22 protein-coding genes are annotated in these 26702 nt (G+C 65.1%); 7 read left to right on the top strand and 15 right to left on the bottom strand.

Features of this window, described 5'->3' with window-relative positions; genetic code table 11:
* Positions 1-228: 228 nt before the first annotated feature.
* Both NF551_RS12370 and galU read right to left on the bottom strand, forming a co-directional pair.
* Positions 229-843, bottom strand: coding sequence for a GNAT family N-acetyltransferase (locus NF551_RS12370; RefSeq protein WP_227894377.1), 615 nt, complete (start codon positions 841-843; stop codon positions 229-231).
* Between the two features lie 5 nt (positions 844-848).
* Positions 849-1751 (bottom strand): UTP--glucose-1-phosphate uridylyltransferase GalU, encoded by a 903-nt coding sequence (gene galU, locus NF551_RS12375; protein WP_227894376.1) that lies wholly within the window; start codon positions 1749-1751, stop codon positions 849-851.
* A 68-nt stretch (positions 1752-1819) separates the two neighbouring features.
* Between galU and NF551_RS12380 the strand changes: the two genes are divergently transcribed.
* From NF551_RS12380 to cpaB, 3 genes are all read left to right on the top strand, one after another.
* Complete coding sequence (locus NF551_RS12380; protein ID WP_227894375.1) at positions 1820-2431, top strand: 5-formyltetrahydrofolate cyclo-ligase; 612 nt, start codon at positions 1820-1822, stop codon at positions 2429-2431.
* Between the two features lie 91 nt (positions 2432-2522).
* Positions 2523-2819, top strand: a complete 297-nt coding sequence (locus NF551_RS12385) for an FmdB family zinc ribbon protein (protein ID WP_227894374.1) — start codon at positions 2523-2525, stop codon at positions 2817-2819.
* A 149-nt stretch (positions 2820-2968) separates the two neighbouring features.
* A complete protein-coding gene (gene cpaB, locus NF551_RS12390) occupies positions 2969-3715 on the top strand; it encodes a Flp pilus assembly protein CpaB (RefSeq protein WP_227894373.1) in 747 nt (248 codons plus the stop codon).
* Positions 3716-3865: 150 nt separating this feature from the next.
* On the opposite strand, the gene NF551_RS12395 is transcribed toward cpaB, so the two are convergent.
* From NF551_RS12395 to groES, 12 genes are all read right to left on the bottom strand, one after another.
* Positions 3866-4258, bottom strand: a complete 393-nt coding sequence (locus NF551_RS12395; RefSeq protein WP_227894372.1) for a hypothetical protein — start codon at positions 4256-4258, stop codon at positions 3866-3868.
* Positions 4230-8114 (bottom strand): DUF4011 domain-containing protein, encoded by a 3885-nt coding sequence (locus NF551_RS12400; RefSeq protein ID WP_423721108.1) that lies wholly within the window; start codon positions 8112-8114, stop codon positions 4230-4232. The genes NF551_RS12395 and NF551_RS12400 overlap by 29 nt, the downstream gene beginning before the upstream one ends.
* 138 nt (positions 8115-8252) lie before the next feature.
* Positions 8253-9842, bottom strand: a complete 1590-nt coding sequence (gene guaA, locus NF551_RS12405; protein ID WP_227894370.1) for a glutamine-hydrolyzing GMP synthase — start codon at positions 9840-9842, stop codon at positions 8253-8255.
* A gap of 94 nt (positions 9843-9936) precedes the next feature.
* Positions 9937-10359 carry a DUF3817 domain-containing protein gene (locus NF551_RS12410; RefSeq protein WP_227894369.1) on the bottom strand — a complete coding sequence of 141 codons (423 nt, stop codon included), beginning with the start codon at positions 10357-10359 and terminating at the stop codon, positions 9937-9939.
* A complete protein-coding gene (locus NF551_RS12415; protein WP_227894368.1) occupies positions 10356-11186 on the bottom strand; it encodes an SURF1 family protein in 831 nt (276 codons plus the stop codon). The genes NF551_RS12410 and NF551_RS12415 overlap by 4 nt, the downstream gene beginning before the upstream one ends.
* A gap of 55 nt (positions 11187-11241) precedes the next feature.
* Positions 11242-11736 (bottom strand): PTS sugar transporter subunit IIA, encoded by a 495-nt coding sequence (locus NF551_RS12420; protein WP_227894367.1) that lies wholly within the window; start codon positions 11734-11736, stop codon positions 11242-11244.
* 17 nt (positions 11737-11753) lie between these two features.
* Positions 11754-13478, bottom strand: coding sequence for a glycerol-3-phosphate dehydrogenase/oxidase (locus tag NF551_RS12425; RefSeq protein WP_227894366.1), 1725 nt, complete (start codon positions 13476-13478; stop codon positions 11754-11756).
* Positions 13479-13531: 53 nt separating this feature from the next.
* The gene (locus NF551_RS12430) at positions 13532-14671 is read right to left on the bottom strand and encodes a GuaB3 family IMP dehydrogenase-related protein (RefSeq protein ID WP_227894365.1); all 1140 of its coding nucleotides are present in this window, start codon (positions 14669-14671) and stop codon (positions 13532-13534) included.
* 79 nt (positions 14672-14750) lie between these two features.
* On the bottom strand, positions 14751-16268 hold the full coding sequence (gene guaB / locus NF551_RS12435; protein ID WP_227894364.1) for an IMP dehydrogenase: 1518 nt from the start codon (positions 16266-16268) through the stop codon (positions 14751-14753).
* Positions 16269-16381: 113 nt separating this feature from the next.
* Positions 16382-18481 (bottom strand): acyltransferase family protein, encoded by a 2100-nt coding sequence (locus tag NF551_RS12440; RefSeq protein WP_227894363.1) that lies wholly within the window; start codon positions 18479-18481, stop codon positions 16382-16384.
* Positions 18482-18641: 160 nt separating this feature from the next.
* The gene (gene groL, locus NF551_RS12445) at positions 18642-20252 is read right to left on the bottom strand and encodes a chaperonin GroEL (RefSeq protein ID WP_227894362.1); all 1611 of its coding nucleotides are present in this window, start codon (positions 20250-20252) and stop codon (positions 18642-18644) included.
* A gap of 75 nt (positions 20253-20327) precedes the next feature.
* On the bottom strand, positions 20328-20624 hold the full coding sequence (groES, locus tag NF551_RS12450; RefSeq protein ID WP_055239413.1) for a co-chaperone GroES: 297 nt from the start codon (positions 20622-20624) through the stop codon (positions 20328-20330).
* A gap of 375 nt (positions 20625-20999) precedes the next feature.
* Between groES and NF551_RS12455 the strand changes: the two genes are divergently transcribed.
* The 4 genes from NF551_RS12455 (at position 21000) to NF551_RS12470 (ending at position 24834) form a co-directional block, all read left to right on the top strand.
* Positions 21000-21953 carry a siderophore ABC transporter substrate-binding protein gene (locus tag NF551_RS12455; RefSeq protein ID WP_227894361.1) on the top strand — a complete coding sequence of 318 codons (954 nt, stop codon included), beginning with the start codon at positions 21000-21002 and terminating at the stop codon, positions 21951-21953.
* 79 nt (positions 21954-22032) lie between these two features.
* A complete protein-coding gene (locus tag NF551_RS12460; protein WP_227894360.1) occupies positions 22033-23070 on the top strand; it encodes an ABC transporter permease in 1038 nt (345 codons plus the stop codon).
* Complete coding sequence (locus tag NF551_RS12465; protein ID WP_423721102.1) at positions 23063-24079, top strand: iron chelate uptake ABC transporter family permease subunit; 1017 nt, start codon at positions 23063-23065, stop codon at positions 24077-24079. Before NF551_RS12460 ends, NF551_RS12465 begins: the two co-directional genes overlap by 8 nt.
* Positions 24076-24834: an iron ABC transporter ATP-binding protein gene (locus NF551_RS12470; RefSeq protein WP_227894359.1), complete on the top strand. Its 759-nt coding sequence runs from the start codon at positions 24076-24078 to the stop codon at positions 24832-24834. The genes NF551_RS12465 and NF551_RS12470 overlap by 4 nt, the downstream gene beginning before the upstream one ends.
* Positions 24835-24840: 6 nt before the next feature.
* Here the strand turns inward: NF551_RS12470 and NF551_RS12475 are convergent, their stop codons facing one another.
* Positions 24841-26640 carry a hypothetical protein gene (locus tag NF551_RS12475; protein WP_227894358.1) on the bottom strand — a complete coding sequence of 600 codons (1800 nt, stop codon included), beginning with the start codon at positions 26638-26640 and terminating at the stop codon, positions 24841-24843.
* Between the last annotated feature and the right edge of the window lie 62 nt (positions 26641-26702).

Here is a 26702-nt window from a genome sequence, read left to right on the forward strand (position 1 = left end):
GGTACCTGCTCCGGGGGAAACCGGTGCTGCAGGAGCCTGCTTTCCGTGCAGGTATTGCGGGGCAACCCACAGCAACCAGAGTCCGACGGCTGCCGCCAGTACCAGGGAGCTATTAAGAGGGATGTCCACAAGTACGACCGTAGAAGAAAAGGAACCGCGCCCCCGGCATTAGTAACGGTGTGTCGGCGGACTTCAGGGAAAACTTGCCTGCCAGGGCATAACCCGAAGTCAGCGGGTAGCCAGCCAACGGTGCAGCAGGCCCTCCGGGACCTCTTCCGCGGTCAGCGCGAAGCTGAGGTGATCCGCCCATCTGCCCGCAATGTGGAGGTAGCGCCGGCGCAGCCCTTCCTCGCGGAAGCCAAGCTTTTCGACCACTCTCCGGCTCGGCCGGTTCTCGGGCCGGATGTTGATTTCCATCCGGTGCAGCCCCAGGACCCGGAAGCAGTGGTCAGTAGCCATGGCCACCGCCGTGGGAGCAATCCCCCGGCCCGCACGGTCAGCGTCCACCCAGTAGCCCAGCGTCGCCATGCGCGCCGATCCCCAGATGATCGTGGACACCGTGAGCTGGCCTACGATCGCCGGAGGCACCCGGCTCCCCTGCCGTTCAGTGATGACGAACGGCAGCGCCGTGTCCTGGCGCGCCTGCTGGTTGAGGCTGCGGACCATGCCCGCGTAGCTCGGCAGATCCGCTCCCGAGAGCGGGTTGGTTGCTTCCCAGGGGCCGATCCAATCCGCATTGCGGGAACGGACTTCGTTCCATTCCGCGCGGTCGCGGTAGCGTATGGGCCGCAGTACGAGGTCGCCGCACTCCAGCGTCACGGGCCAGATGGCCGACCCCAGCACGGAAGCTAGCCCTCGGAGGAGCGGTCGAACTCCTTCAGCCAGGCACGCAGCTCCGGCCCGAGGTCTTCCCGCTCGGAAGCAAGCGTCACAACGGCCTTGAGGTAGCTGAGCTTGTCCCCGGTGTCGTACCGGCGTCCGCGGAAGACGACGCCGTAGACGCCGGATCCTTCGCCCTCACCCGAGGCGAGGGTCTGCAGGGCATCGGTGAGCTGGATTTCGCCGCCGCGGCCCGGACCGGTTTCTTCGAGGACACCGAAAACGGAGGGGTGCAGGACGTAACGTCCGATCACGGCAAGGTTGGACGGGGCGTCGGCAGCGTCGGGCTTTTCGACCAGCTTGTTGACGCGGACGTAGTCTTCACCTTCGATGACGGAGATGTCGGCGCAGCCATAGGCGCTGATCTGGTCCGGCTCGACCTCGATCAGGGCAATCACGGAACCGCCGGTCTTGGCCTGGACCTCAACCATGGTTTCGAGCAGCGGATCACGGGCGTCGATCAGGTCATCGCCGAGCAGCACGGCAAAGGGATCGTCACCGATGTGGAGCTTGGCACGCAGGACAGCGTGTCCAAGACCCTTGGGGTCACCTTGGCGGAGGTAGTGGATCTCGCCGAGGTCGGAAGACTCCTGGACCAGGGCCAGCTTCTTGTCGTCGCCCTTTTCCTTCAGCGTCTGCTCGATGAACGGCACGCGGTCGAAGTGGTCCTCCAGGGAGCGCTTGTTACGTCCGGTGATCATCAGGATGTCCGGCATACCGGCGTTGACGGCTTCTTCAACGACGTACTGGATGGCCGGCTTATCCACCACCGGGAGCATTTCCTTCGGCATGGCCTTTGTTGCAGGCAGGAAGCGCGTACCCAATCCGGCGGCAGGAATAACGGCTTTGGTGATCTTCGAGCGTGAGGTCATGACGGTAAGAGTACCTAAGGGAAGCCGCAGGGCGCCAAATGCACCGCCGCTGGAGGCACAATGGGGTCATGAGCGCCGAGAGCAAAGAAGATGTCAGGGCCCGTCTCAAGGCGCGCCGGCGGAAAATGGCCGGATTGGCCAGCTCGACGGCGTCCCGGCTGTCCGCTGCGGCCGCTCCCCTCCTCGAATCGCTGCCCGAAAAGTCGTCTGTAGCCTGCTATCTGTCAGCCGGCACCGAACCGGACACATCTGACCTGCTGGCTGCCCTGGATGCAGCAGGGCACACCGTCCTCGTCCCGGTCTGCGAACCGGAACGGCAGCTGTCCTGGTGCCCGTGGACGCCGGCAACGGAACTGGCTCCGGGACTCTTTCCCGGAATACCGGAACCCGTCGGACCCCGGCTCGGGGCGGAGGAAGTCCTGGACCTGGACCTGCTGCTGATTCCCGCACTGGCAGTTGACGCCTCAGGAACCCGGATGGGCAAAGGCGGCGGATACTATGACCGCTTCCTGGCACAGTTCCGCGCCGGCGGCGGCAGTGCACCGGCAGTAGCGGTCGTCCATGACCATGAGTTCCTGCCGGAAGGAGGGCTGCCGGCTGATCCCCTCGATGCTCCGGTAGATGGGGTCCTGACGCCTGCGGGCTTCACTCCTGTGCGTGGAACCGGGGTGTATACTTAGCACTCTAGACCCCAGAGTGCCAACGCTGATCCGAATGACGGTTTCGCGGGTAACACTGAGGTCTTCCTTTCGCCCTTCAGGAGGAGTAAGAGTGCCCACGTATGCCTATGCCTGCAAGGATTGCGGCCACGCGTTCGATATCCAGCAGTCCTTCACCGACGACAGCTTGACGGTGTGCCCCGAATGCAGCGGCAACCTGCGCAAGAAGTTCAACAGCGTAGGCGTTGTCTTCAAGGGATCAGGTTTCTACCGCACGGATTCCCGTGATGCTGCTTCCACGGTTCCGGCTGCTCCTGCCAAGGATGCCGCTGCGGCCAAGCCTGCATCGGAATCTTCCGCACCGGCCCCTGCGCCTGCAAAGCCCGCCGCGGCCGCAGCCGCCAGCTAGAACAAAACCACACAGCAGCCTTAAGAGGCAGAACCGCATCAAGAGATAAGGCGCCGCCGGTCCTCCACAGGGACACCGGGGCGCCTTTCTCGTCCCCTGTTCCCTGCCTGTTCCGCCGGGCCAGGCAACCATGGTCCTAGCGTGGGACCATGTCTTCCAGATCGCGCCGCCCGCCCGGGGGCCGCAACCGGGGCCGCGGCCGTGGCCGCGGCATTTCGGCCCAGGGTTCGACGGGGCGGAGCGGGTCACGGTCCGGGCGCGGGTGGTTCCACCGGTTCCTGGTTCGACGCCGGCGCACTCTTGCCGGATTGCTGGCGGCAGCTGCCTGTGGCATTGCGGTCCAGGCGCTGCTGCCCGCTGATACCCGCACGGAAGCAGCCGTTGCGGTCACGGCAGATCTGCCGGCAGGGCACCTTCTGGAAGCCAGGGATCTGCGGACGGCCCGCGTGCCCGCGGGCACTGCCCCGCCGGGCTCGCTGGCTGGACCGGACGCTGCTGCCGGCGAGCGGCTGGCGGTTCCCGTCAGGGCGGGCACAATCCTGACCGATTCCTACTTTGTTGGGCCCGGGCTGCTGGCGGGCGCTCCGGAGGGCACGGTGGCGGTGCCGCTGCGGCCCGCGGACAAGTCAGCAACCGGGCTGCTCTCCCCGGGCGTCATTGTCGACGTGATCCTGGCGTCGGCCACGGGATTCGACGGAACGGTGGAGACGACTGTCCTTGCCGCAGGGGTGCCGGTGCTGTGGACAGCTGGTGAAGCGGGTGCCGGCGGCACCTGGCCGGGACCGGCAGCGGAGGATGCCGGGCTGGTGGTCGTAGCCGCGAAAGGCCAGGAATCTGCTGCGCTTGCAGGTGCCGGCGAAAGGGGGAACCTCTATCTGGTCCTCAGTGCACGCTAGGAAAACCAGGCCCGCAGTCCGGGCCCAGCGCGGCCGCGGGGCACGGGGGCCCAGCTCGGGCCGCGGGGCACGGGGCCCAGCTCGGGACGCAGGGCGCGGGGCGCGGGGCGCCTGAGATGGGATGGTGCGGTTCAGGGTATCCGCACTGGTTTAGCCCCAGTGCGGCGGGCGCTGTTCACGCAGCCAGTCAGCAGTGTCATCGGGACGGTCGCCCCAGGCCCGGGGATCGTCTTCCTCCGCCACGGAAGGCAGGATGCCTTCCGCCGGGGCAGCAGCCGTTGCGGGGGCCTTGGCAGCCGCAGCGTGCTGCGGCGAGCCTGCGGAGGTTCCCCCGCTCCCCTGCCTGGTCGCCGAATCGCTGGACCCGGAGATCCCCGGGGGAAGGCAAGGTGCCGTCTGCAGCAGTCCCGGCGCCCGCGCGAGCGTCGCCGGGGCCACCGTACTCCGGCGGGAGCGGCGCCTGCGCGGCTCCGCCGAGGGCGCCTCAGCGCCTGCCGGCTCCCCAGATGACGGGCTAAGCTTTTTGTCCTGTTGTGCTGCCATCGCCTGTGTCTTTCCCTCCGGCTGCAGCGGCTGCGGCAGCAGCTGCCGCAGCACGTATTGCGGGATTCGGTTCATTGTCGGCGCGCGGCCTGATCCGGGTGCTGCCGTGGGGCACCACGATGTTCCGGACGGCGGCCGGTGCGGCCTCCTTGATCGGCTCCGGCTGCGTTGCAGGTGCCGGCAAACCCAGGTAGCGGCTGACAAGGCCGGCGCAGGCCGCAGGGTCTGTAAAGACCTCAATGGTCCACAGCGGCATGTACCGCCACCCCAGGCGTTCGAGGAGCTGAGGCCGCAGGCGGCTGCGCTCCCGTACGCTCATGCTCCGGTAGCGCGCTGTGCCGTCAGACTCGATGGCCATCGGAACAGCAGGATCGGATGCGGTCTGCCGGTCTACGGTGGCGACTATGTCAATGACGCCGTCGTAATGGTCCCAGACCTTGGCACCGCGGGACCGCAGCCGTCCCACGAGGTCCGCAACGAGCGGGTCGTCGGACATGATCGAGTTTCCGGCGGGCCGCAGCGGGGCGGCCGCTTCCGGAGCGGCGTCGAGCTCGCGCTGAATCAGGCGGTAAAAGTCGAGCGCTCCGTGGCCGAGGCGGGACTCGTCCAGGTCCGAGGGCTGGAAGCAGGTCAGCACGTGCAGCCGCTGGCGGGCCCTGGTCATGGCGTTTACAAACCGGCCGCGGCCGCCCGGCTCCGAAAGCAGCCCGAAGTTGTGCAGGGCACGGCCATGCGGAGTACGGCCGAAGCCCAGCGAGAAGATGACCGCGTCGCGGACCAGCCCTGCAGCGCGGTCGGCGGTGACTACGCGGAAGGATTCTGCACCCGGTGCGAAGAAATCTGAGGCCCAGGGGAAATTGGCCATCTGCACCCGGATCGCCTCGCCCACCCGTGCCGCATGGCGGGGGCTGGCGGTGATGACTGCCAGCGACTGGCTCGGACGGCGCCGAACGTGTTCGAAGACCAGGTCCACCACCCGGTTCACTTCGGCAGAGACGCTTTCCACGCCCTCCTGGTCCGCGCTCGGCATACCCGTGCCGTCAGCAAGGTACTCAACGGTCAGCGGCTTCTCGCCGGTGGCGACCTCGTCTCCCCGCGGAACCCAGGAAAGCCGTCCCCCGTAGAACTCGTCACTCAGCTGCTTCAGCAGTGCCTTGTCCGTACCGCGGTACACCGTGGACAGGGCACGGCCGGGCAGAATCCGTGCAAGTGCTTCAAACGCGCTCGGAAGATCTTCTGCGGCTTCTGCGGGGTGACCCTGCACGTTGATGCTGAAGGGCCTCGGACCGCCGAGGTTGCCGTCGCCAAAGGCAACGACCTGGCCGGCGCGGGCGATGGCCGGCACGGCAGCCTGCAGGCTCATGGATTCGGCATCCAGGATGATGAGCGCATCGAACCGACGGGAGCCGGGCAGCATCATGGGAAGCAGCAGCGGGCTCGCGGCCCAGACAGGAAGGAGCGAGGATACGAGCGCCTCCGACTGGCTGCCGAGGGAATCCACCGTCAGGGGCCCGGACTTGATGACTTCCTTCAGGCGGTCGGCCTCACGCGGCTGGTCCTTGATGCCTTGGCGCCACCGGCCGGCGAGTGCCCACCGGAGGCGTGCTGCGCCGGACGCGATGTGCGCGTTGTCCGCCAGCCGGTACTCCGCTTCCAGCCTGCGCAGGCTGTCGCCGTCGGACATGGCCAGGTAGTCGTCACCGCTGATCATGGCCTCAAGGGCGGACTGCCACCAGGCCAGTTCCAGTTCGTAGCCGACCTGGCGGGGCGTGACTTCACGGGTTTCCAGGTCATCGAGGAGTTCCCCAAGTCCCTGGCCCCGCATTTCGTCAACGAGCAGGGTCCGTTCCGGCAGTGTCTCCAGGGTTTCCTTGTCCCCGGCCAGCGCCCGCAGGCGTTTCTCAAGGTCGTCCAGCGACTGGGCCGCCAGGTCCGGCTTGCCCGGGGTCCCCGCGAGGATACCGGTCAGTGTGTCCAGCTTCTCCTTGACCGCCAGGTAGGTCCGGTTAAGGTCCGCCAGTCCGGTGGGAACGGACGGGTGGCGCTGGGTGGTCGCATAGCGGGACCAGGTGACCCGCTGCTGCTGGACCTGGACCAGGGACGTGTGCAGGTCCGAGATGTGGACGCCGGGACGAATGTATTCCTTGGCCACGCGCCGCAGGCGGGAGCGGGTCATGGAGCTCATGTCGACGCCGTGTTCACGGCGCCAGGAGGAGGAGGCTGTGGCGGAAATCAGGTCCGTGACGGGACGGTCAAAGATGTCCGGCGTGAACTTGTCCAGGCTTTCGCGCACGGCAACCAGCAGTTCGAGCTGCTCGCCCCATTGCGCGAACGTCTCCCCGAGCCGGATCTGGGAGTGCTCAGCCACTTCCTGGACGCGGGCGCGCAGCTGCGGCAGTTCTTCCGCCAGCTCTTCCGTGAGCCGGTGGGCTGCCTCGGTTTCCTTGCGGTTCAGCAGCTTGGCGCCGAACCAGGGGCTGGAGACCGCAGCGCGCGAAAAGCTGCCGAGTTCCGCTGCCCGGCGCAGGCGGCCGGTAAGTTCCGTGCGGTCGGTGATGCTGTCCAGCACGCTTCGCTTCAGGCGCACGGTTGTGGCCGGAGCGGGCGTCATGGAGGTCAGCTCAGCCAGTGACTGCATCGCCTGGTAGGGCGAACATCCCCAGCGCTGCCGGACGTTGTGGAGGGACTTTACGTGGTCGCGCAGCTGGTGCCGGCTTTCCTGCAGCACCTTGTGCAGGTTCCCGAGGTTGGGCTCGGAGGCCTTCTCGTTGCGGACGATCGCCCGGACCAGGCGGTCGCGAAGCGCTTCTTCGCCCAGCCCGGCGTTGACCTGGAGCACCAGGGAGCCAAGGTTCAGGGCATCCAGTCCGGAGACGAACTCGTTCAGGGTCCCCCGGCGTTCGGCCACCACCAGCACTGACTTGCCGGAGTTCACCAAGGCTGCGGCGGCGTTGATGGCCGTTTGGGTTTGTCCGGTGCCCGGAGGCGCGGAAACCACCAGGGATTCGCCGGCGGCGACGAGGTCCAGCACGTCCTGCTGCTCCTGGTCGGCGTCCAGCACCAGCAGTTCATCGGCCGGGGACCGGTCGTCCAGCGGCGGCAGCCCCGGGTCGGCGGCTTCGGCCGGTTCGGCGCTTCCGTTGACGGCCGCGTCCATGAGGGCACGGAGGATCGGGTGCGAGGGGTCCAGCGCGGCGTCGCCCGCCAGATCGGGAAGGTCGGCAAAGGTGGAGAGCAGCAGCCGGTGTTCAATGTTCATCCCGCGCACGCCGTCGGTCAGCGCCCGCAGGCGGTCCAGGACGGGATGCGGGTCGAAACGTGCGGTCCCGTACGCCAGCTTGGCCAGGGAATCGGCGTCGACGTCCAAGCCCTGCTGGACCTCCAGGTGCCGCACGAGAGCCGGATTCAGCTCTGCCTTTCCGGTGAGCTGCAGCTCGTAGTCATCCTGGGAAGCGTGGACCGTGAGGGTGACAGGCGTCAGCAGTACCGGGGCAGTGAGGGATTCCGGCCGCACCGCTTCATCGGAGGCATACCGCCAGGACGCAGTGCCCGCGGCGAGGTACCCGACGTCGAGTCCGCGGTCGGAGCCGAGTTCGTAGATCTTTGCCCGCAGCAGGCGTGCTGCACGCATCGCCGTGCGGTAGTGGTCGGCGTCGCGCAGCAGGGTTGACAGCCGGGTGCGGCGGCCGGCGAGTAGCTGCGCCAGGCCTGAGGGATGCGCGTGGGTCAGGTCGATGCTGTTATCTGCCGAGACGGTGAAATGGAGCAGGGTGTCCGTCCCCGCATGCTGGCCCAGCCCGGCCAGCCACGGCAGCAGGAAGTCCGAGGCACTGTCCCCGGGATTCTGCTCAGACACTGGAGTCCTCTTTCCTGCACTTCCGCGCGACGATCTCGACCAAACTGGCATACCCTCCAAGCTATCGTCAATTGCCGGATAGCTCCGAATAGCAACGCGGGGGGACGGCTTTTCAGCCGTCCCCCCGCGCCTAAGATGCTATTCCCACTCAATCGTTCCCGGCGGCTTGCTCGTGACGTCGAGAACCACCCGGTTGACGCCGTCCACCTCGTTGGTGATCCGGTTGGAAATCCGAGCCAGCAGGTCATACGGAAGCCGTGACCAGTCTGCGGTCATGGCGTCTTCGCTGGAGACCGGACGCAGGACGATCGGGTGCCCGTAGGTCCGTCCGTCTCCCTGGACACCGACGCTGCGGACATCAGCCAGCAGCACTACCGGCATCTGCCACACGTCGTCGTCCAGGCCCGCTGCGGTGAGTTCGGCGCGCGCAATGGCGTCGGCGCGGCGCAGCAGGTCCAGGCGCTCCTGGTTGACTTCGCCGATGATGCGGATGCCCAGCCCGGGACCGGGGAACGGCTGGCGGCCGACGATCTCGGCCGGCAGGCCGAGTTCGCGCCCTACGGCACGGACTTCGTCCTTGAAGAGCAGACGCAGCGGTTCGACAAGCTCGAACTGCATGTCCTCGGGCAGGCCGCCCACGTTGTGGTGGCTCTTGATGTTGGCTGCACCTTCGCCGCCGCCGGATTCAACGACGTCGGGGTAGAGGGTGCCCTGCACCAGGAACCGGATGGGTTCGCCGGCAGCTTTGGCCTCGGCCATGATGGCACGCTCGGCTTCTTCGAAGGCACGGATGAACTCGCGGCCAATGATCTTGCGCTTGGTCTCCGGGTCGGTCACGCCGGCCAGGGCGTTCAGGAAGCGCTCCTGCTCGTTGGCGACGTAGAGGTTGACGCCGGTGGCGGCAACGAAGTCGCGTTCAACCTGTTCGGCTTCACCTTCACGCAGCAGTCCGTGGTCAACGAAGACGCAGGTGAGCTGGTCACCGACAGCCCGCTGCACCAGGGCAGCGGCGACGGCGGAATCCACGCCGCCGGACAAACCGCAGATCACGCGGGAGGAGCCAATCTGCTCACGGATCCGCTCGACCTGCTCCTCGACGATGTTGCCGGTGGTCCAGCTGCGGTCCAGGCGGGCTCCCTTGAACAGGAAGTTCTCCAGGACCTGCTGGCCGTGCGCAGAGTGCTTGACCTCGGGGTGCCACTGCACACCGTAGAGCTTCTTTTCCTCGTTGGCGAAGGCCGCCACGGGTGCGCCGGCAGTGCTGGCAAGGACGTCGAATCCCTCCGGGGCTTCCTGCACGCTGTCCCCGTGGCTCATCCAGGTGTTCTGGTGCTCGGGAGTGCCTTCGAGGATGGAACGGCTGCCGTCAACTGCGGCGGCGTCGGTCGATCCGTATTCGCGCAGGCCGGTCTTGGCGACCGTGCCGCCCAGGGCAGCGGCCATGGCCTGGAAGCCATAGCAGATCCCGAAGACCGGAACTCCTGCCTCGAACAGTTCAGGGTCTACTTTGGGGGCGCCCTCGGCGTAAACGCTGGACGGCCCGCCGGAGAGGATGATGGCTGCCGGGTTCTTGGCCAGCAGCGCTTCAGTGCTGTAGGTGTGCGGCACAACCTCGGAGTAGACGTCGGCTTCGCGTACGCGCCGGGCAATCAGCTGGGCGTACTGGGCACCGAAGTCCACAACCAGGACGGGGCGCTCTTCAATAGGAGCAGTCGCGGGATTAGTCACGGTTTCAAGGATAGTCGCCGCGGTGCCCCTGCCGCACATCAGGCCGGCTGGCCGGACTGTGTGACAGCCTTAGCCGCCACACGGTTAATAGCGCTTAATAGCGCTTCGCGGCCTCAGGGTGCGCGGCGAGCTCGGCAAGGACCTGCTTGTGGGTGCGGACCTCCACGATGAAGGACAGGAAGGGCACGACGCCGCCGAGCGCAACAACGATGAACTTGGTGAAAGGCCACCGCATGAGCTGCCACAGCCGGAAGTCGGCGAAGAGGTACACAACGTACAGCCAGCCGTGGGCGATCAGCACAGCCGTATAGAGGTTCAGCCCTCCCAGCATGACCGGCGGAATGCTGAGCATGTACTTCATGACCATTTCCGCCACCAGGAGCAGCAGGAAAATGCCGGTCACCCAGGAGGAGACCTTGTAAAAGGTCAGGGCCGAGCGGATCTGCGCGTGCGTTCCGCCAAACCGGCGCTTCTTCTTCTTCGGGCGCGGGGGCCTGGTGACTGCGGGATCGCTCACTTCTTTACCTCACTGCTGGTTGGTGCCGGCGGCTGTTCTTCGCCGTCAACGTCTTCAAAGTCGTCTTCGTCATACTCGTCGTCCTCGTATTCGTCCTCTTCGAGGCTGCGCTGGTAGGAGTCAGCGAGGAGGCGCCACCAGAGGAACACCGCAAACCCGGCGAACACCACCCATTCGACGGCGTAGAAGATGTTCATCCAGTTGATGGTGGTTTCCTGCGGCTGCGGCGCCACGGTTACCGTTTCCAGGTCGCTTGCGGCTGCAGGCTCACCGTCCACCAGGGTTTCGTGTGCCGTGACGAAAGCCGAGAAGAGCGGCTCGTCCCAGAGGTTGCCCAGTTCGGCGGTGGACAGGGCTGCAGAAGTTCCCTCCGGTACAGGTCCGGCAATCGGCGCTTCGGTGGGCAGCAGCCGCCCGATGATCGTAATTTCACCCTCCGGTGCACTCCCCGCCGCAGCAGGATCGGCGGTCCATCCGCGGACGACGGGAATGGCTGCGTCTGAGGGCGCGCCGTCGACGTCGAACGCCGTGACGACCCAGTAGCCTTCCTCTCCGTCCTGCAGACGGTTCTGGACCAGAACCTGGTCCTCCCGCTGGAAGGTGCCCGTAAAGGTCACCATTTGGTCTGCTTCGGTCGCGTAAAGCGGTACGCCGGGAGTGAAGACTTCCGTGAGCGGACGTACTTCCTCAGTGGCGGTGACCGGAGGCGGGCCCTCGCTTTCAGCGGCGGAGAACTGCCATTCCGAGAGCAGCACGAACACGGTGGAAATGGCCAGGGCAAGGATCAGGCCGGCGATCCATCGCGGTTGCAGGGCAGTCTTAAGCACGGCTTAACGGTACTTCGTAGTCGTGTAGAAAACCCAATGGACGGTGCCCCGGCGCCTAATGGTCAAAGAACACCAGCGAGGAATTAATGAGCTCGGCGATGACTTCGGCATCCTCTGCATGCCTCAGTGAGTCCCGGAACGCCGGCCGGAAAAGGGAACGCGCCAGCGTCGCCAGGACTTCCAGATGTTCGGAAAAGGAGGCGGCGGGGGTAGCTATCAGCAGCACCACAGTCGCCGGGCCGTCTGATGCACCGAAGTCAAGGCTGTGCCCGTACTTGCAGATCCCGACGGCAATCGAGGTCTGTACCGCATACCGGCTCCTCGCGTGCGGCAGCCCGATCCCTCCGGGCAGGCCCGTGGCCATCTGGTGCTCACGGGCGCTGACATCGTTGATGAACCCCTCAAGGTCCGTCAGCCTTCCCTGCCGGTACATCCGCTCCGCCAGCTGCGCCGCAGCGTCCGTCCTGTCCTTGGCCACCATTTGCAGGATGACCATTTCCGGCTCGGTCAGGACAGCGCCCTTTTCATTCAGGCTCAGTTCGTCGCTCATCCGCTGGTGTCCCCGGGCTAGCGCTGCGGTGCTATGTCCTCGACGGCAAGCCGGGCTGCGTCGGCGGAAACGTCATCGGGCTGCTTTTGGCTGAGCCGTTCTGCTTCCACGCGGGCCAGGTAATGACGTACTTCGCTCTCCACCCGTTCGGCGTCCCAACCGAGGACAGGGGCCATGAGGTCCGCCGCAACGGGAGCCGCAGAGACCCCCCGGTCCCAGGACTCGATGGAGATCCGGGTCCGCCGTGCCAGCACATCTTCCACGTGCCGGGCACCCTCGTGCGTCGTGGCGTAGACAACCTCGGCGCCCAGGTAGTCATCAGCCCCTGGCAGCGGTTCTCCCAGCTTGGGATTCTCGGCAATCAGGTCGAGCACCTCGGTTGCGAGGGCACCGTAGCGATTGAGCAGGTGCTCCACGCGCACCACATGGATTCCGTATTCATCGGCTGTGCGGTGCCTGCGGTTCCAGGCTGCCTTGTAGCCCACGGCACCAAGCAGCGGGATCGTCTGGGTGCAGCTTTCGGGCACCTTCTCATCGAGCGCCCGCGCTGCTTCGTCGACGGCGTCCTTCGCCATGACACGGTAAGTGGTCCACTTGCCTCCGGCCACGACGACCAGGCCGGGAACCGGGTGGGCCACCACATGTTCGCGCGAAAGCTTGGCGGTGGAATCGTTCTCGCCGGCCAGCAGCGGCCGCAGCCCCGCATAGACGCCTTCCACGTCTTCACGCGTCAGCGGCGTCTTCAGGACGGTGTTCACGTGTTCGAGGATGTAGTCAATGTCCGCTGACGTGGCCGCGGGATGGGCCTTGTCCAGGTTCCAGTCCGTGTCCGTTGTGCCGATGATCCAGTGCCGGCCCCACGGAATGACGAAGAGCACTGATTTTTCCGTGCGCAGGATCATGCCCACGGTGGACTGGATGCGGTCGCGGGGAACCACCAGGTGCACGCCCTTGGACGCGCGGACCTTGAGCTGGCCGCGGTCGGTGACCATGGCCTGCGTTTCATCCGTCCAGACGCCGGTGGCATTGACCACCTGGCTCGCACGAATATCAAACTCCCGGCCCGTTTCCTGGTCGCGGACCCGGGCACCGACAACGCGCTCGCCCTCACGCAGGAAGTCGACGACGGAAAGCCGGTTCACCGCTGTGGCACCGTAGTGGACGGCGGTGCGGACCATGTTCGCCACGTACCGCGCGTCGTCGACCTGCCCGTCGTAGTAGCGGATGGAGCCAATCATGGCGTCATCCTTCAGGCTGGGCGCAGCACGCAGGGTGCCCCGCCGGGTCAGGTGCTTCTGCATCGGAACACCCCGGGAGTTCCCGGAGGTCATGCCGAGGGTGTCATAGAGGAAGATCCCCGCGCCGACATAGGGCCGTTCAACAAACCGTTTTGTCAGCGGGTACAGGAAGGGCACAGGTTTCACCAGGTGGGGTGCGATGCGCTGCAGCAGCAGGCCCCGTTCCTTCAAGGCTTCCTGCACCAGGGCGAAGTCCAGCATCTCCAGGTAGCGCAGGCCGCCGTGGATGAGCTTCGAAGACCGGGAGGAGGTTCCCGAAGCCCAGTCCCGGGCTTCGACCATGCCGACCTTGAGTCCCCTGGTGACAGCGTCAAGCGCAGCGCCTGCCCCGACCACTCCGCCGCCCACGATCAGGACGTCCAGTTCCCCTCCGGGCTCTGACGTCGCCTGAAGTTTTTCCAGGGCAGCTTCGCGGTATTCCGGACTGAGTGCATTTGTTGCCATGGTCAAGATTCCTCTCTGAAGCAGGTGCCCCGGGGGTGTGGGGTCGATCGCGATCAGGTGTTGTATTGGTAGGGGGAAACCAGCATCTCGATGCGCTGGAAGGCCTTCAAATCAGAGTATCCGGTGGTAGCCATTGCGCGCCGCAGTGCACCCATGAGGTTGGAGGTCCCGTTGGTGTGATGGGAGGGCCCCCACAGTACTTCCTTCAGCGGGCCGACGGTATCCAGGTGAACCCTGTCGCCGCGCGGAAGCTCACCATGGTGTGCTTCCTGTCCCCAGTGCCAGCCGCGGCCCGGAGCTTCTTCGGCGCGGGCCAGGGCGGAGCCCAGCATGACGGCGTCCGCGCCCATGGCGATGGCCTTGACGATGTCGCCGCTGGTGCCCATGCCGCCGTCGGCAATCACGTGGACGTACCGGCCGCCGGACTCGTCCATGTAGTCACGCCGTGCTTCAGCGATGTCGGAAATGGCCGTGGCCATCGGCGCGTGGATGCCCAGTGCGCGCCTGGTGGTTGTGGTGGCCCCTCCGCCGAACCCGACCAGGACGCCGGCCGCGCCGGTGCGCATCAGGTGCAGTGCCGGGGTGTAGCCGGCGGCGCCGCCAACGATGACCGGAACGTCGAGTTCGTAGATGAACTGCTTCAGGTTCAGCGGTTCAGCATTCTTGGAGACGTGCTCGGCGGAGACAGTTGTTCCGCGGATCACGAAGATGTCCACACCGGCGGCCAGGACAGTCTTGTAGAACTCCTGGGTGCGCTGCGGGGTGAGGGACCCGGCAACTGTGACGCCGGCGTCGCGCATTTCCGCGAGGCGGGAAGTGATCAGCTCTGCTCGGATCGGGGCCGTGTAGATCTCCTGCAGCCGGCGGGTGGCTGCCGGGTTGAAATTCTCCTGGCTGAGGACGGCGATTTCGTCGAGGACCGGCTGCGGGTCCTCGTAGCGGGTCCAGAGTCCTTCGAGGTTCAGGACCCCGAGGCCGCCCAGGCGGCCGAGTGCAATTGCCGTGGCCGGTGACATCACCGAGTCCATCGGAGCGCCGATAACCGGCATCTCAAACTGGTAGGCGTCTATCTGCCAGCTGACCGAGACGTCCTGGGGATCGCGGGTGCGCCGGGAGGGCACAATCGCTACGTCATCCAGGGAGTAGGCTCTGCGCCCACGCTTGCCTCGGCCAATCTCTATCTCGTTAGTCACTGCTCTAGGTTATCCCAGTCGCAAAAGGAAGCAGGCACCGCTCCGGAACGGAACGGTGCCTGCTTCGAGGACCAGCGGCCTAGCGGCGGCCGTAGTTCGGCGCTTCGACGGTCATCATGATGTCGTGCGGGTGGGATTCCTTCAGGCCCGCAGGCGTGATGCGGACAAAGCGTCCCTTGGCCTTGAGCTCGGAAATGGTGTGCGCGCCGGTGTAGAACATGGTCTGGCGCAGGCCGCCCACCAGCTGGTGCGCGACGGCGGACAGGGGCCCGCGGTAGGGCACCTGGCCTTCGATGCCCTCGGGGATGAGCTTCTCATCGCTGGGGACGTCCGCCTGGAAGTAGCGGTCCTTGGAGTAGGACGTGTTCTTGCCGCGGGTCTGCATGGCGCCCAGGGAGCCCATGCCGCGGTACGTCTTGAACTGCTTTCCGTTGACGAAGACCAGGTCGCCCGGGCTCTCCGCCGATCCGGCGAGCAGGCCGCCGAGCATCACGGTGTCCGCGCCGGCAACAATGGCCTTGCCGATGTCCCCCGAGTACTGCAGGCCGCCGTCGGCAATGACCGGTACGCCCGCGGGAATGGCAGCCTTGGCCGCTTCATAAATGGCCGTAATCTGCGGGACGCCGACGCCGGCGACCACGCGGGTAGTGCAGATGGAGCCCGGACCCACGCCGACCTTGATGGCGTCAGCGCCGGCATCAATCAGGGCCTGGGCACCTTCGCGGGTCGCTGCCTGGCCGCCGATGACATCCACGTGCGCTGCTGCCGGGTCCTTCTTGAGGCGGGCAATCATTTCCAGGACGCCTGCGCTGTGGCCGTTGGCGGTGTCCACCACGAGGACGTCGACGCCGGCATCCACCAGCGCCATGGCGCGTTCGTACCCGTCACCGAAGAAGCCGACGGCGGCACCGACGCGGAGCCTGCCCTCGTCATCCTTGGTTGCGAGCGGATACTGCTCGGCCTTGTCGAAGTCCTTGACCGTGATCAGGCCCTGGAGGCGTCCGGCGTCATCCACCAGCGGCAGCTTCTCAATCCGGTTCTTGCCCAGGAGCTCAACCGTCTCCTCCGGGGTGATGCCCACCCGGCCGGTGATCAGCGGCATCCGGGTCATGACTTCCCCGACCTTGCGGGAGGGGTACTCGGACTTCGGGATAAAACGGGTATCGCGGTTGGTCACGATTCCCAGGAGCTTGTTTTCCGGATCCACGACGGGAAGGCCCGACACCCGGAAATGCGCGCAGAGATCGTCCAGTTCCTGCAGCGTGGCGTCCGGGTCGATGGTGACCGGGTTGGTGATCATGCCTGATTCGCTGCGCTTGACCCGGTCCACGTGTTCGGCCTGGTCCGCGATGGAGAGGTTGCGGTGGATGACACCCAGGCCGCCGTGGCGGGCCATCGCGATCGCCATCCGCGATTCGGTCACGGTATCCATGGCTGCGGAGAGCAGCGGGGTCTGTACCGTGATCCGCTTGGTCAGCCGGGAACTGGTGTCCGCCTCGGACGGGATGACGTCCGTGGGACCGGGCAGCAGGAGGACGTCATCATAGGTCAGGCCGACGAAGCCAAACGGATCGTGTTCTGGGGACTGCTGGCTCAAGTGCGCGCCTCTTTCAGGACCGGGGAGTTGTGGGGCCGGGCATCACGGCCGCGTTTATCCAATCGTAGAACGAAATGGACAGGGTTCCGTATTCCGGACGCTACCTGGTCCAGCTAAACCGACGCTGGCACGGTGACGCCTTCCCACCCGGTGGCGTCGAGGATCCGCTGGGCCAGTTCCGGGGAGACGGTCTCCATGTAGGTGCGGTTGAGGTGGTCGTGGTCCTTGTAGACGATCACGTTGCCGATGATGCCGGGGCAGGAGTCCTCAAAACAGAACTGGTCGCTCATGTCCAGGACGTGGACGCCCGGGATCCGTTCCTGGAGTCCTTCCAGAGGGGAAACCTCTGCCAGCAGCTCGCTGCGCGGGACGTGGCAGGCCTGGACGGAGAGGTCGTTTGCCTCCAGGCACTTGAACATATCGAACTCGAAGCGCGGGTTGTCCCGCATGGCCAGCACGGCGATCCCGGCTTCAGCGAAGGCCCGCACGCCGTCATCGTAGCCGCCGGCCAGATATTCGGCCGGGCTGGATTCTTCGGTGACGGAGGCGACAGTGAACACGGCGTCCGGCATCAGGCCCAGGGTGTATTCGCCTGCTGCCTCATTGAACGCGTTGCAGTCCTCGGAGCGTTCCGGATCCGCCGCCCCGTAACGGCATCCCATCTTCAGGACGGTGACCACGTGCCAGTCATTGGCCAGCGCGACGGGCCGCAGCGCTGCCGTCCACTGCATGGCGTGGGAATCGCCGAGCACGACGATTCTCTTTTGTGCACCGTCTGCGCTGCCGATCTGCTTGCAGGACGTTTCCAGGACGCTGCCTTCAGCCGGAGCGAATGCTTCGTCGCACGCATGGTCGAGCTTCGCCCATTCCTGGTCCATCTCGGACGCGGAAGGTTTCACCAGGGCGGTCGTCGATGCAGCGGTTTGGAATTCAGGATCGAGTGAGAGGGCGCCGGGGTTGTCGGCAATGCTCTGCAGCCTGACTGCCTGCGCATCAGAGGCAACCTTGGCCTGCCACCCGGCCAGGGGCGCTGCGACCAGCGCGAAGGAGGCGGCGAGCACCAGTGCGGAGCGCCACGATGCGGCTTCCGGCCAGGACCAGCCGCGCAGCGGGGTTTCCACCAGTTTGGTCGTGAGCACCGCCAGGAGCAGCGAAACAGCAATCACTGCGGCGCCGTCGACGATTCCGGCGTTTTCCTGGCCGGAGGCGATGAGCCAGAAGACGAGGACGGGCCAGTGCCAGAGGTACAGGGCATAGGAGTTGTCTCCCAGTTTCACCAGCGGCTTCGCTGTGAGCCAGCGGTCCGCTCCCAGCCTGCTGCCGGTGTCACCCGCAGCAATCACCATGGCGGCTGCCAGGGTGGGCCACAGGGCCAGGTATCCCGGGAACTGCTGCTGCACCTGCAGGATGATGCCGCAGCCGAGCATGGCTGCCACGCCGGTCCAGCCGATCAGGATGCGAAGCCTGCGGCCAAGGTGCAGATACGGCAGCGCGAGTGCCAGGAGGGTTCCAAGCGCGAATTCCCAGAGCCGGGTCCGCGTATCGAAGTATGCATACGCCTGGTTCGCGCCGGTCTGCCAGATGGAAAACGCGAGCGAAGCGGCGAAGATTATCCCGAAGATCCCGGTGAGCACGGTTCGGTAGCCGATTCGGGCCAGCCGGGCCGCCGGAAGCGCAGCAGCGAAAAGAAGCGGCCACAGCAGGAAGACCTGGCCCTGGATCGAGAGGGACCAGAAGTGCTGGAGCGGGCTGGCGCCGCTGTGGTCAGCGGCCAGGTAGTCGACGGCGTTGTTCGCCAGGGTCCAGTTCTGCACATAGAACAGGGAGGACCAGGACTCGGTGATGAGGTCCTGCCGGTAGCTGGCGGGCAGCAGGAATGCAGTGGCCGCGAGGACGGAGAGAAGCACGACGACGACGGCCGGCAGCAGCCGCTTGAACAGGTGCAGCCAGTAGCGGCCCAGGGCCAGTGCCCTGCCTGCTTCGGCTTTGCGGACAAAGGAACCGGTCAGCAGGAAGGCGGAGATGAGGAGGAAGACGTCCACTCCGCCGGAAACCCTGCCAAGCCACACGTGGTAAATGACAACCAGTATCACCGCCAGCGCCCGCAGGCCCTGGACTTCCGGACGGTAGCGGCGTTCACCGGCTGCGGGGGCGGAAGGAACTGACGGTTTTTCGGAGCGCGAAGCGGCAGCGTGCTGCTCGGTTGCTGACACTTGCGGGTGTCCTTTCAGATGGCAAATACCGCAAGAGTTTACCTGTCCCTGCGCCCGCCCTTTGAATGTGCCGGCCCGGCGCGCCCCGGGCCGGCACACACAAAAGGGCCCCTCCGGGGCGGAGTTCCGCGCCTGGAGGGGCCCATTTGTTCAGCCCGAATTAGTGCTGGTGACCGTGGTCATCATTCTCTTCGGAGGGCTTCTCCACAACCAGTGCCTCAGTGGTGAGGACCAGTGCGGCGATCGATGCTGCGTTGCGCAGGGCCGAACGCGTGACCTTGACCGGGTCGATAATGCCGGCTTCGATCAGGTTGCCGTATTCGCCGGTTGCAGCGTTGAAGCCGTGGTTGACTTCGAGCTCGCTGACCTTGGAGACAACGACCATGCCTTCGGCACCGGCGTTTTCGGCGATCCAGCGCAGCGGCTGGGCCAGCGCGCGCCGGACCAGGCCAACGGCCGTGGCGGCGTCGCCGTCGAGCTTGGCTACCTCGGAATCGGTGTCCAGGGCGCGGGCAGCGTGGACCAGCGCGGAACCGCCGCCGGCCACGATGCCCTCTTCCAGGGCAGCGCGGGTCGAGGACACAGCGTCCTCAATGCGGTGCTTCTTTTCCTTCAGCTCAACCTCGGTGGCTGCGCCAACCTTGATCACGCCGATGCCGCCGGAGAGCTTGGCCAGGCGTTCCTGCAGCTTTTCGCGGTCCCAGTCGGAGTCCGTGCGCTCGATCTCGGCACGGATCTGTGCCACGCGGTCGGCGACGTCGGCTTCGGAGCCATTGCCGTCAACGATCGTGGTGTTGTCCTTGGTGACGGTGATGCGGCGGGCGGAGCCCAGCACCTCCAGGCCAACCTGGTCCAGCTTCAGGCCGAGGTCCGGGGACACAACCTGGGCGCCGGTGAGCGTGGCGATGTCCTGCATCATGGCCTTGCGGCGGTCGCCGAAGCCCGGAGCCTTCACTGCAACCACGTTCAGGGTGCCGCGGATCTTGTTGACCACCAGGGTGGACAGCGCTTCGCCGTCAACGTCTTCGGCAATGATGAACAGCGGCTTGGAGGCCTGCAGTGCCTTTTCCAGCAGCGGCAGGAACTCTGCAACCGAGGAAATCTTGCCGGAGTTGATCAGGATCAGCGCGTCTTCGAGGACGGCTTCCTGGCGCTCCGGGTCGGTCACGAAGTACGGCGAGAGGTAGCCCTTGTCGAACTGCATGCCTTCGGTGATGACCAGTTCGGTGGACGTCGAGGAAGACTCCTCGATGGTGATGACGCCGTCCTTGCCAACCTTGTCGAAAGCTTCGGCCAGGAGCTGGCCGACCTCTTCGCTCTGCGCGGAGATAGCCGCCACGTGGGCAACCTGGTTGCCTTCAACTTCCTTGGCGTTCTCCAGCAGGCGGGCCGCAACGGCCTCGACTGCGGTCTCGATGCCGTGCTTCAGGGCACCGGGAGCGGCGCCTGCTGCCACGTTGCGCAGGCCTTCCTTGACCAGTGCCTGGGCCAGCACCGTTGCGGTGGTGGTGCCGTCGCCGGCGACGTCGTTGGTCTTGGTGGCAACTTCCTTGGCCAGCTGTGCGCCAAGGTTCTCGTACGGATCGTCGAGTTCGACCTCGCGGGCGATCGTGACGCCGTCGTTGGTGATGGTGGGGGCGCCCCAGGTCTTGGCGAGCACCACGTTGCGGCCGCGCGGGCCGAGGGTGACCTTGACGGTGTTGGCGAGCTTGTCGACACCGGCTTCCAGTGAACGACGGGCGGAGTCGTTGAACTCCAACTGCTTTGCCATGTGTGTGTCCTTTCCGACAACAACTACATCTACAAAAGAAGACCCCGGCCGAATCTGGCCGGGGTCTTCAAAGACTTACTTGACGACGATGGCCAGCACGTCGCGTGCGGAGAGCACCAGGTATTCCTGGCCGCCCTGCTTGACCTCGGTTCCGCCGTACTTCGAGTAGATGACGACGTCGCCCTCGGCGACATCGATCGGCACACGGTTGCCGTTGTCGTCAACGCGGCCGGGGCCGACTGCTACGACTTCGCCCTCCTGGGGCTTTTCCTTAGCGGTGTCCGGGATAACCAGGCCGGAGGCCGTGGTCTGCTCAGCTTCGAGCGGGCGAACAACAATGCGATCCTCAAGGGGCTTAATAGAGACCGACACTCGGGCTCTCCTTTGCTTAGTTACTAACGGGTTTGTGGACCGTCGGTAGGCGCTTGCCGTCGTCGCGGGTGCCGGTGAACGCTTCCCTCAGGAATTAGCACCCTCACGTGGGGAGTGCTAGGTCCGACTTTATGCAACGGTTAGCACTCGGTCAAGGTGAGTGCCAACAAAGATCATTGGGATGCCCCTGCCTCCCGTGGCGCCGTCGTCTCTGTTACGGATTCGGTCTCCCCGTCCGGTGACTCAAGTTGCTTAGCCTTGCCTAACCAGATAACTTTCAAGGGCGCGCAAAAATTAGCCAACAATTTTGTGTCCTAATGGCGGAGGCATCCGGCAGGCGACGCATCCTTTGAGAGAAATACTGGAGCACCACTCGTGAAGACGACCCTGAAGTCCCGGCTGCTGGCCGGAACCGCCCTCGTGTCCCTGCTTGCCGTGAGCGCGTGCGGCTCCGAGACCGATGCCGCCGCCGAACCCGCCGCCACGGAACCCAGCATGATCACTGTGGAGCACACGCAGGGCACCACTGAGGTCCCCGTGAACCCCGAGGTCGTCTACACCTTCGACCTGGGCGCCCTGGATACCTTGGACGCCCTGGGCATCGAGGTTGACGGCGTTCCGGCAGCAAACTTCCCCGAGAGCCTCTCCAAGTTCGGCTCGGATGACTACGCCAAGATCGGCAGCATGAAGGAACCGGACTTCGAAGCCATCAGCGCCGGAGCTCCGGATCTGATCATCATGTCCGGCCGTACCGCCGACTTCTACGACGAGTTCTCCAAGATCGCCCCCACGATCAACCTCAGCACCGACGCTGCCGACCCGTGGAACTCCTTCATCGAGAACACCGAAATCATCGGCGACATCTTCGGCAAGGAAGCCGAGGTCGAGGAGAAGCTCGCCGCTCTGGACACCAAGGTCGACGAAACCAAGGCCACCGCGGCGGACGCCGGCAACGGCCTGATCATCATGACCAGCGGCGGCGAAATGACTGCTTATGGCGCGGGTTCACGCTTCGGCCTGATCCACGATGTCCTCGGCGTCGCCACTGCAGCGGACATCAAGTCCGAAGCCCAGCACGGCGAGTCGGTCTCCTTCGAATACGTGGCCGAGATCAACCCGGACCACCTGTTCGTCATTGACCGCGACGTCGCTGTCGGCAATGCAGGCGAAGTTGCCTCCGCTGTCCTGGACAACGAACTGGTCAAGGGCACCAAGGCAGCAGCCAACGACAACATCACCATGCTCGATTCCTCCAGCTGGTACCTGGTGGGCTATGGCCTGAACAACGTTGACGCAATGGTCAGCGCTGTCCAGGACGGCATCTCCTAACCCGTTCCCTTACCTGCTAGATCCTCATTGGCCGGGTCTGCCTTCGGGCAGGCCCGGCCAGTGAGGGAGACGGAATCGCATGACAACGCAGCTCACTCCCCCCACAGCCCCGGCCTCCTCCGGGGCCGCTGCCGTATCCAGGCGACGCCGCTTCGGCCCCGCGGCCATGATGGTCCTGGGCGGTGCGGCTGTGCTTGTACTCGCCGTCGTCAGCATGTTCGTCGGCGTCAGCGACGTCTCCCTGTCCTCGCTGCTGGCCGGCGATCAACATGCCTGGGACATCTTCTGGATCAGCCGGGTTCCGCGGACGCTAAGCATCATCCTGGCCGGCATGGCGCTCAGCGTGGCCGGGCTCATCATGCAGCTGATGGCGCGGAACAAATTCGTGGAGCCCTCCACAGTCGGGACCATTGAATCCGCGTCACTGGGCATCCTGGTGGTGACGGTCCTGCTGCCCGGTGCTTCGCTGTTCATGAAGATGTCCACCGCCACCGTCTTCGCCGTCGCCGGAACCGCCCTCTTCCTGCTCATCCTGCGCCGCATTCCGCTGCGCAACACGCTGATCGTGCCCCTGGTGGGAATCATGCTCGGCGGCGTGATCGCTGCCGTCACCACCTTCTTCGCCTACCGGTTCGACCTGCTGCAGACCCTAAACTCCTGGATGACCGGCGACTTCTCCGGGGTGCTGCGCGGACGCTATGAACTGCTGTGGATCGTGGGTGCACTGACCCTCATTGGGTTCCTGGCTGCCGACCGTTTCACCGTTGCCGGCATGGGCCAGGAGTTCACGACCAATTTGGGACTGAACTACAACCGCGTCATGACCCTGGGCCTGATCATCGTGTCCCTGATCAGCGCCGTCGTGGTGGTCAGTGTTGGTTCCGTGCCGTTCCTGGGGCTGATCGTCCCGAACCTCGTCTCCCTCCTGGTGGGCGACAACGTCCGCCGCGCCATACCGTGGGTGGCGATTTTCGGTGCCGGCTTTGTCCTGGCCTGCGACATCATCGGCCGGACCATCCGCTATCCGTATGAAATCCCGGTCGGCGTGATCGTCTCTGCCGTGGGCAGTGCCCTGTTCCTCTACCTGCTCCTGAGAAAGCGCTCAGCCCGTGCCTAGCTCCCCCACCAGCGTCCTGCCTTCGGCCATGACCGTGCAGCGCCGGCGTCCGGTGCGAAACCTCTCCCCGCGGTCCTGGATCATCATCCTCTCTGTGGTGGCCGCAGCACTTGTGGCCGTCTTTATGACCATTGAGCTGCGCGGCAATATCGGCTACGTGCTGCCGCGCCGCGCCATCAAGGTGGGCTCGATGATCCTGGTGGCGTACGCCGTCGGGGTTTCCACCGTCCTGTTCCAGACGGTCACCGCCAACCGGATCCTGACGCCGTCAATCATGGGGTTTGACGCCCTGTACGTGCTGATCCAGACGGTCCTGGTATTTACGCTGGGCGGCGGGTTCGTGCTCGCCATGTCCGAGCCGCTTCGCTACGGCATGGAAGTGGCCCTGATGGTGGGCTTCTCCTTCCTGCTTTACCGCTGGCTGTTTACCGGGGGCGGGAAATCCCTGCACCTGATGCTGCTGGTCGGCATCGTCCTGGGCACCATGTTCCGGGGCATGTCTTCGCTGCTGCAGCGGTTGATCGAGCCCAGCGAGTTCATCATCCTGCAGGACCTGTTCTTCGCGTCCTTTAACAACGTCGACGGAGCGCTGCTTGGCTACTCGTTGATCGCCGTCGTGCTGGTCAGCATTCCTGCCTGGCGGATGCGGCATCAGCTCGACGTGATGTCGCTGGGCCGGGAAACGTCCATCAACCTGGGCGTGAACCACAAGCGGTCCGTCACCCTGGTGCTGGTCATCTGCTCCGTCCTCGTGGCGGTGTCCACCGCCCTGGTGGGCCCGGTGACCTTCTTTGGCCTGCTGGTGGCGTCGCTGGCCTACCAGCTCTGCTCGCACTTCAAGCATTCAGCCGTTGTGCCCATGGCCGTGCTGATCGGCATCATCGCCCTGGTGGGCGGCCAGCTGGTGCTGGAACGGATCTTCTCGTTCAACACTGCGCTGAGCATTGTCATTGAATTCGTTGGCGGGATCGTCTTTTTGATCCTGCTCCTGAAAGGCTCCCTCAAATGATCCAGGTCACCGGCGTCACTAAGCAGTACGCGGGCACTACAGTTGTGGACGGGGTGAGCTGCCACATCAAGGAGGGCGGAGTCACCTCAATCATCGGCCCCAACGGCGCCGGCAAATCCACGATGCTCTCCATCATCAGCCGCCTGCTGAAGGCCGACGAGGGTTCGGTCACGGTGGACGGCCTGGATGTCTCTGCCGCCCCGGGCAAGGAGCTGGCGCGCAAGATGGCGATCCTGCGGCAGGACAACCACCTGACCGTCCGGCTCACCGTCCGCGATCTGGTCGGCTTCGGCCGCTACCCGCACAACGGCGGACGCCCGACGGCGGTGTGCCGGGAGAAGATCGAGCAGGCCATGGCCTTCCTGGACTTGAGCGAACTGGCCGACCGGTTTGTCGACGAGCTATCCGGCGGGCAGCGCCAGCGCGCGTTCATCGCGATGGTGCTGGCACAGGACACCGACTACCTGCTGCTGGATGAGCCGCTGAACAACCTGGACATGAAGCACTCAGTGGAGATGATGCGGCTGCTGCGCCGGCTCACGGACGAGCTCGGCAAGACCGTGGTCCTGGTCATCCACGACATCAACTTCGCGTCCTGCTACTCCGACGACATCATTGCCATGGCTGACGGCAAGCTGCTCCACCAGGGACCGCCGTCGATGATCATGCAGCCCGAGGTCCTGAAGGACATCTACGAGATCGACATCCGGATCGAAGAGATTGAGGGCAACCGGATCGGCGTGTACTTCGCCTAGCCGGGCCTAGGGGTACTCCGCCCAGACTTTTCCTTCGGGGACTCTGCCGTCAGCCGGGCGTTCGTCGAAGCCCGGCAGCTCCGGGATCCAGAGCGGTGTCCCTTCGACCGAGGCATGGATAAACCGCACCAGCGTGTCCCAGACAGCGGCTGAAGAGACCGGCTCCAGAATCACCGAACCGCCGTAACCCGGACCCAGCCGGTACTGGCCAGCCGTTCCGGCGTTCACGAAGCCGAACCAGCCTCCTGTCCGCTCATCGAGGAGCTCCCATTCTGTCCATGGCTGTTGCCACATTCGCCGGGCCGCTTCGCTCAGGCCTATGGGGGCTCTCGCCCGCGCGGACTTCACCTTGGCTTCGTACTGGTCCCTTGCCAGGACCACCGGTTCATGCGCAATGCTCCATGCCGGTGAGAACCCCAGCCAGTCCGCTATGGCTTTGGGAACGGCATTTGCCTGGAGGACCTGTACGGACAGGTCATCCGGGCCGGGTACGCGTGCGGATGGACGGGAGAAGCGTGACGGTTCGGCCGTCACCCTTCCGCACCCTCCCCCAATCCATGCCTGAAGGACAGCCCCGCCGCGCTCATCTGCAGCGGTGACTTGGAAGGCTGCGACCGGGGTCCGTAACGGGGCGCCGTAGTCCGTGCCGGCCGGGGTCAGCGAGCCGTCGGCGGCAAGGAAGCCTGCTTCCCGGAGTGCCGTGAACTCCGGGCCCTTGCGCTGGAACATCCCCAGCCGGTTCCTGTCCGCCAGGCTGTCCATCAGTTCCAGGGCGGGAATAGGCAGGAGCAGTACCGGTTCCTGGCAAGGCTGGGCGGCGGCCAGAGCGCCGAGGTCTTCACGGTCCTCACCGGCCAAACGCGATGCTGCCTCGTCCAGCCGCGGCTCTGTGGGCGCAAAGGTATCCATGGCGTCGCGTTCCTGACCATCAGCTGCCGCGTTGGCCGGTTCGATCCGAAGATCCATAATCATCTGCTCGAACAGCAGCTTCATTCCTGCGTGCTGGTCAACGGTGTAGCTTGCGGTTGCTTCGAAGACCTGGTGGCCTGAAATCCACAGCCAGCGGTCCACACACACCGGGTGCTGCTCCACCTGATGCACAAAGCGCTGCCTCCGGCCCCTCACCGGCCCCTCGGAGCCGTTCACCGGCCACGTCTCGTGTGAAATGATGCGGACCTGCTGTGCCGTCTGCAGGGTCGAGGCCAGTGCCGCGGTTGCATATCGGGCCAGGGAGATTCCGTTCGCCGGCGCCCAGCGTAGAACCATGTTGGGGCGAAAGATCCCTCGTGGCACGGGAGGATGTGCCACGACGAGCATGTCTGCGGAATTCACTTCCATTTCCCAGCCCTGGGGACGAGGCACCAAGACACCGGACATCCGTTCGTGGCTGAAGCCATCGGCGTCAGTGGTCATGGACTTCCTTTCCCCGTTGGAGAAGCGTTTAGTGAACAGGTCTTCCCCGCGAGCCTCCACCTTGTCTCCTTCTTTCATCCAGCGCGGCTGCATAAACCGGGGCATCCAGAACCAGCCCATGAGTCCGATCGCGAGGCATCCGAGAAGAACAATGCCGTAGGGAACAATGAGGGCGTCAATGCCGGTTTGAAGTACGAATTCGCTGGGTGCCATCAAGAGGAGCCACGCCCCCAAAAAGGTGGTAGCCAGGGACGGTTTACCCGGCATGAAATTATCCAGGACCAGCAGGCCAACAAACTTATTCGTATAAAGCAGGACGCCACCCACAAACGGGACGATCCCCAGCAGAAAAAGGATCGCGGAGAGCGCCCACTCGTTAGTTCCAGATTCCATGTCTTGCCTTACCTTCGTTGTGTTGCCGATGTCGTTCCTGCTGGACAGCCCCCCCTGACCTT

Origin of the sequence: Arthrobacter caoxuetaonis (assembly GCF_023921125.1) — a bacterium.
Classification (GTDB): domain Bacteria; phylum Actinomycetota; class Actinomycetes; order Actinomycetales; family Micrococcaceae; genus Arthrobacter_B; species Arthrobacter_B caoxuetaonis.

What these genes read in the sequence shown, in the direction of transcription:
- galU (WP_227894376.1), bottom strand. Translation starts at nt 1,751, where the DNA reads ATGACCTCACGCTCGAAGATCACCAAAGCCGTTATTCCTGCCGCCGGA.
- NF551_RS12380 (WP_227894375.1), top strand. Translation starts at nt 1,820, where the DNA reads ATGAGCGCCGAGAGCAAAGAAGATGTCAGGGCCCGTCTCAAGGCGCGC.
- cpaB (WP_227894373.1), top strand. Translation starts at nt 2,969, where the DNA reads ATGTCTTCCAGATCGCGCCGCCCGCCCGGGGGCCGCAACCGGGGCCGC.
- NF551_RS12395 (WP_227894372.1), bottom strand. Translation starts at nt 4,258, where the DNA reads ATGGCAGCACAACAGGACAAAAAGCTTAGCCCGTCATCTGGGGAGCCG.
- NF551_RS12420 (WP_227894367.1), bottom strand. Translation starts at nt 11,736, where the DNA reads ATGAGCGACGAACTGAGCCTGAATGAAAAGGGCGCTGTCCTGACCGAG.
- NF551_RS12425 (WP_227894366.1), bottom strand. Translation starts at nt 13,478, where the DNA reads ATGGCAACAAATGCACTCAGTCCGGAATACCGCGAAGCTGCCCTGGAA.
- groL (WP_227894362.1), bottom strand. Translation starts at nt 20,252, where the DNA reads ATGGCAAAGCAGTTGGAGTTCAACGACTCCGCCCGTCGTTCACTGGAA.
- NF551_RS12460 (WP_227894360.1), top strand. Translation starts at nt 22,033, where the DNA reads ATGACAACGCAGCTCACTCCCCCCACAGCCCCGGCCTCCTCCGGGGCC.
- NF551_RS12470 (WP_227894359.1), top strand. Translation starts at nt 24,076, where the DNA reads ATGATCCAGGTCACCGGCGTCACTAAGCAGTACGCGGGCACTACAGTT.
- NF551_RS12475 (WP_227894358.1), bottom strand. Translation starts at nt 26,640, where the DNA reads ATGGAATCTGGAACTAACGAGTGGGCGCTCTCCGCGATCCTTTTTCTG.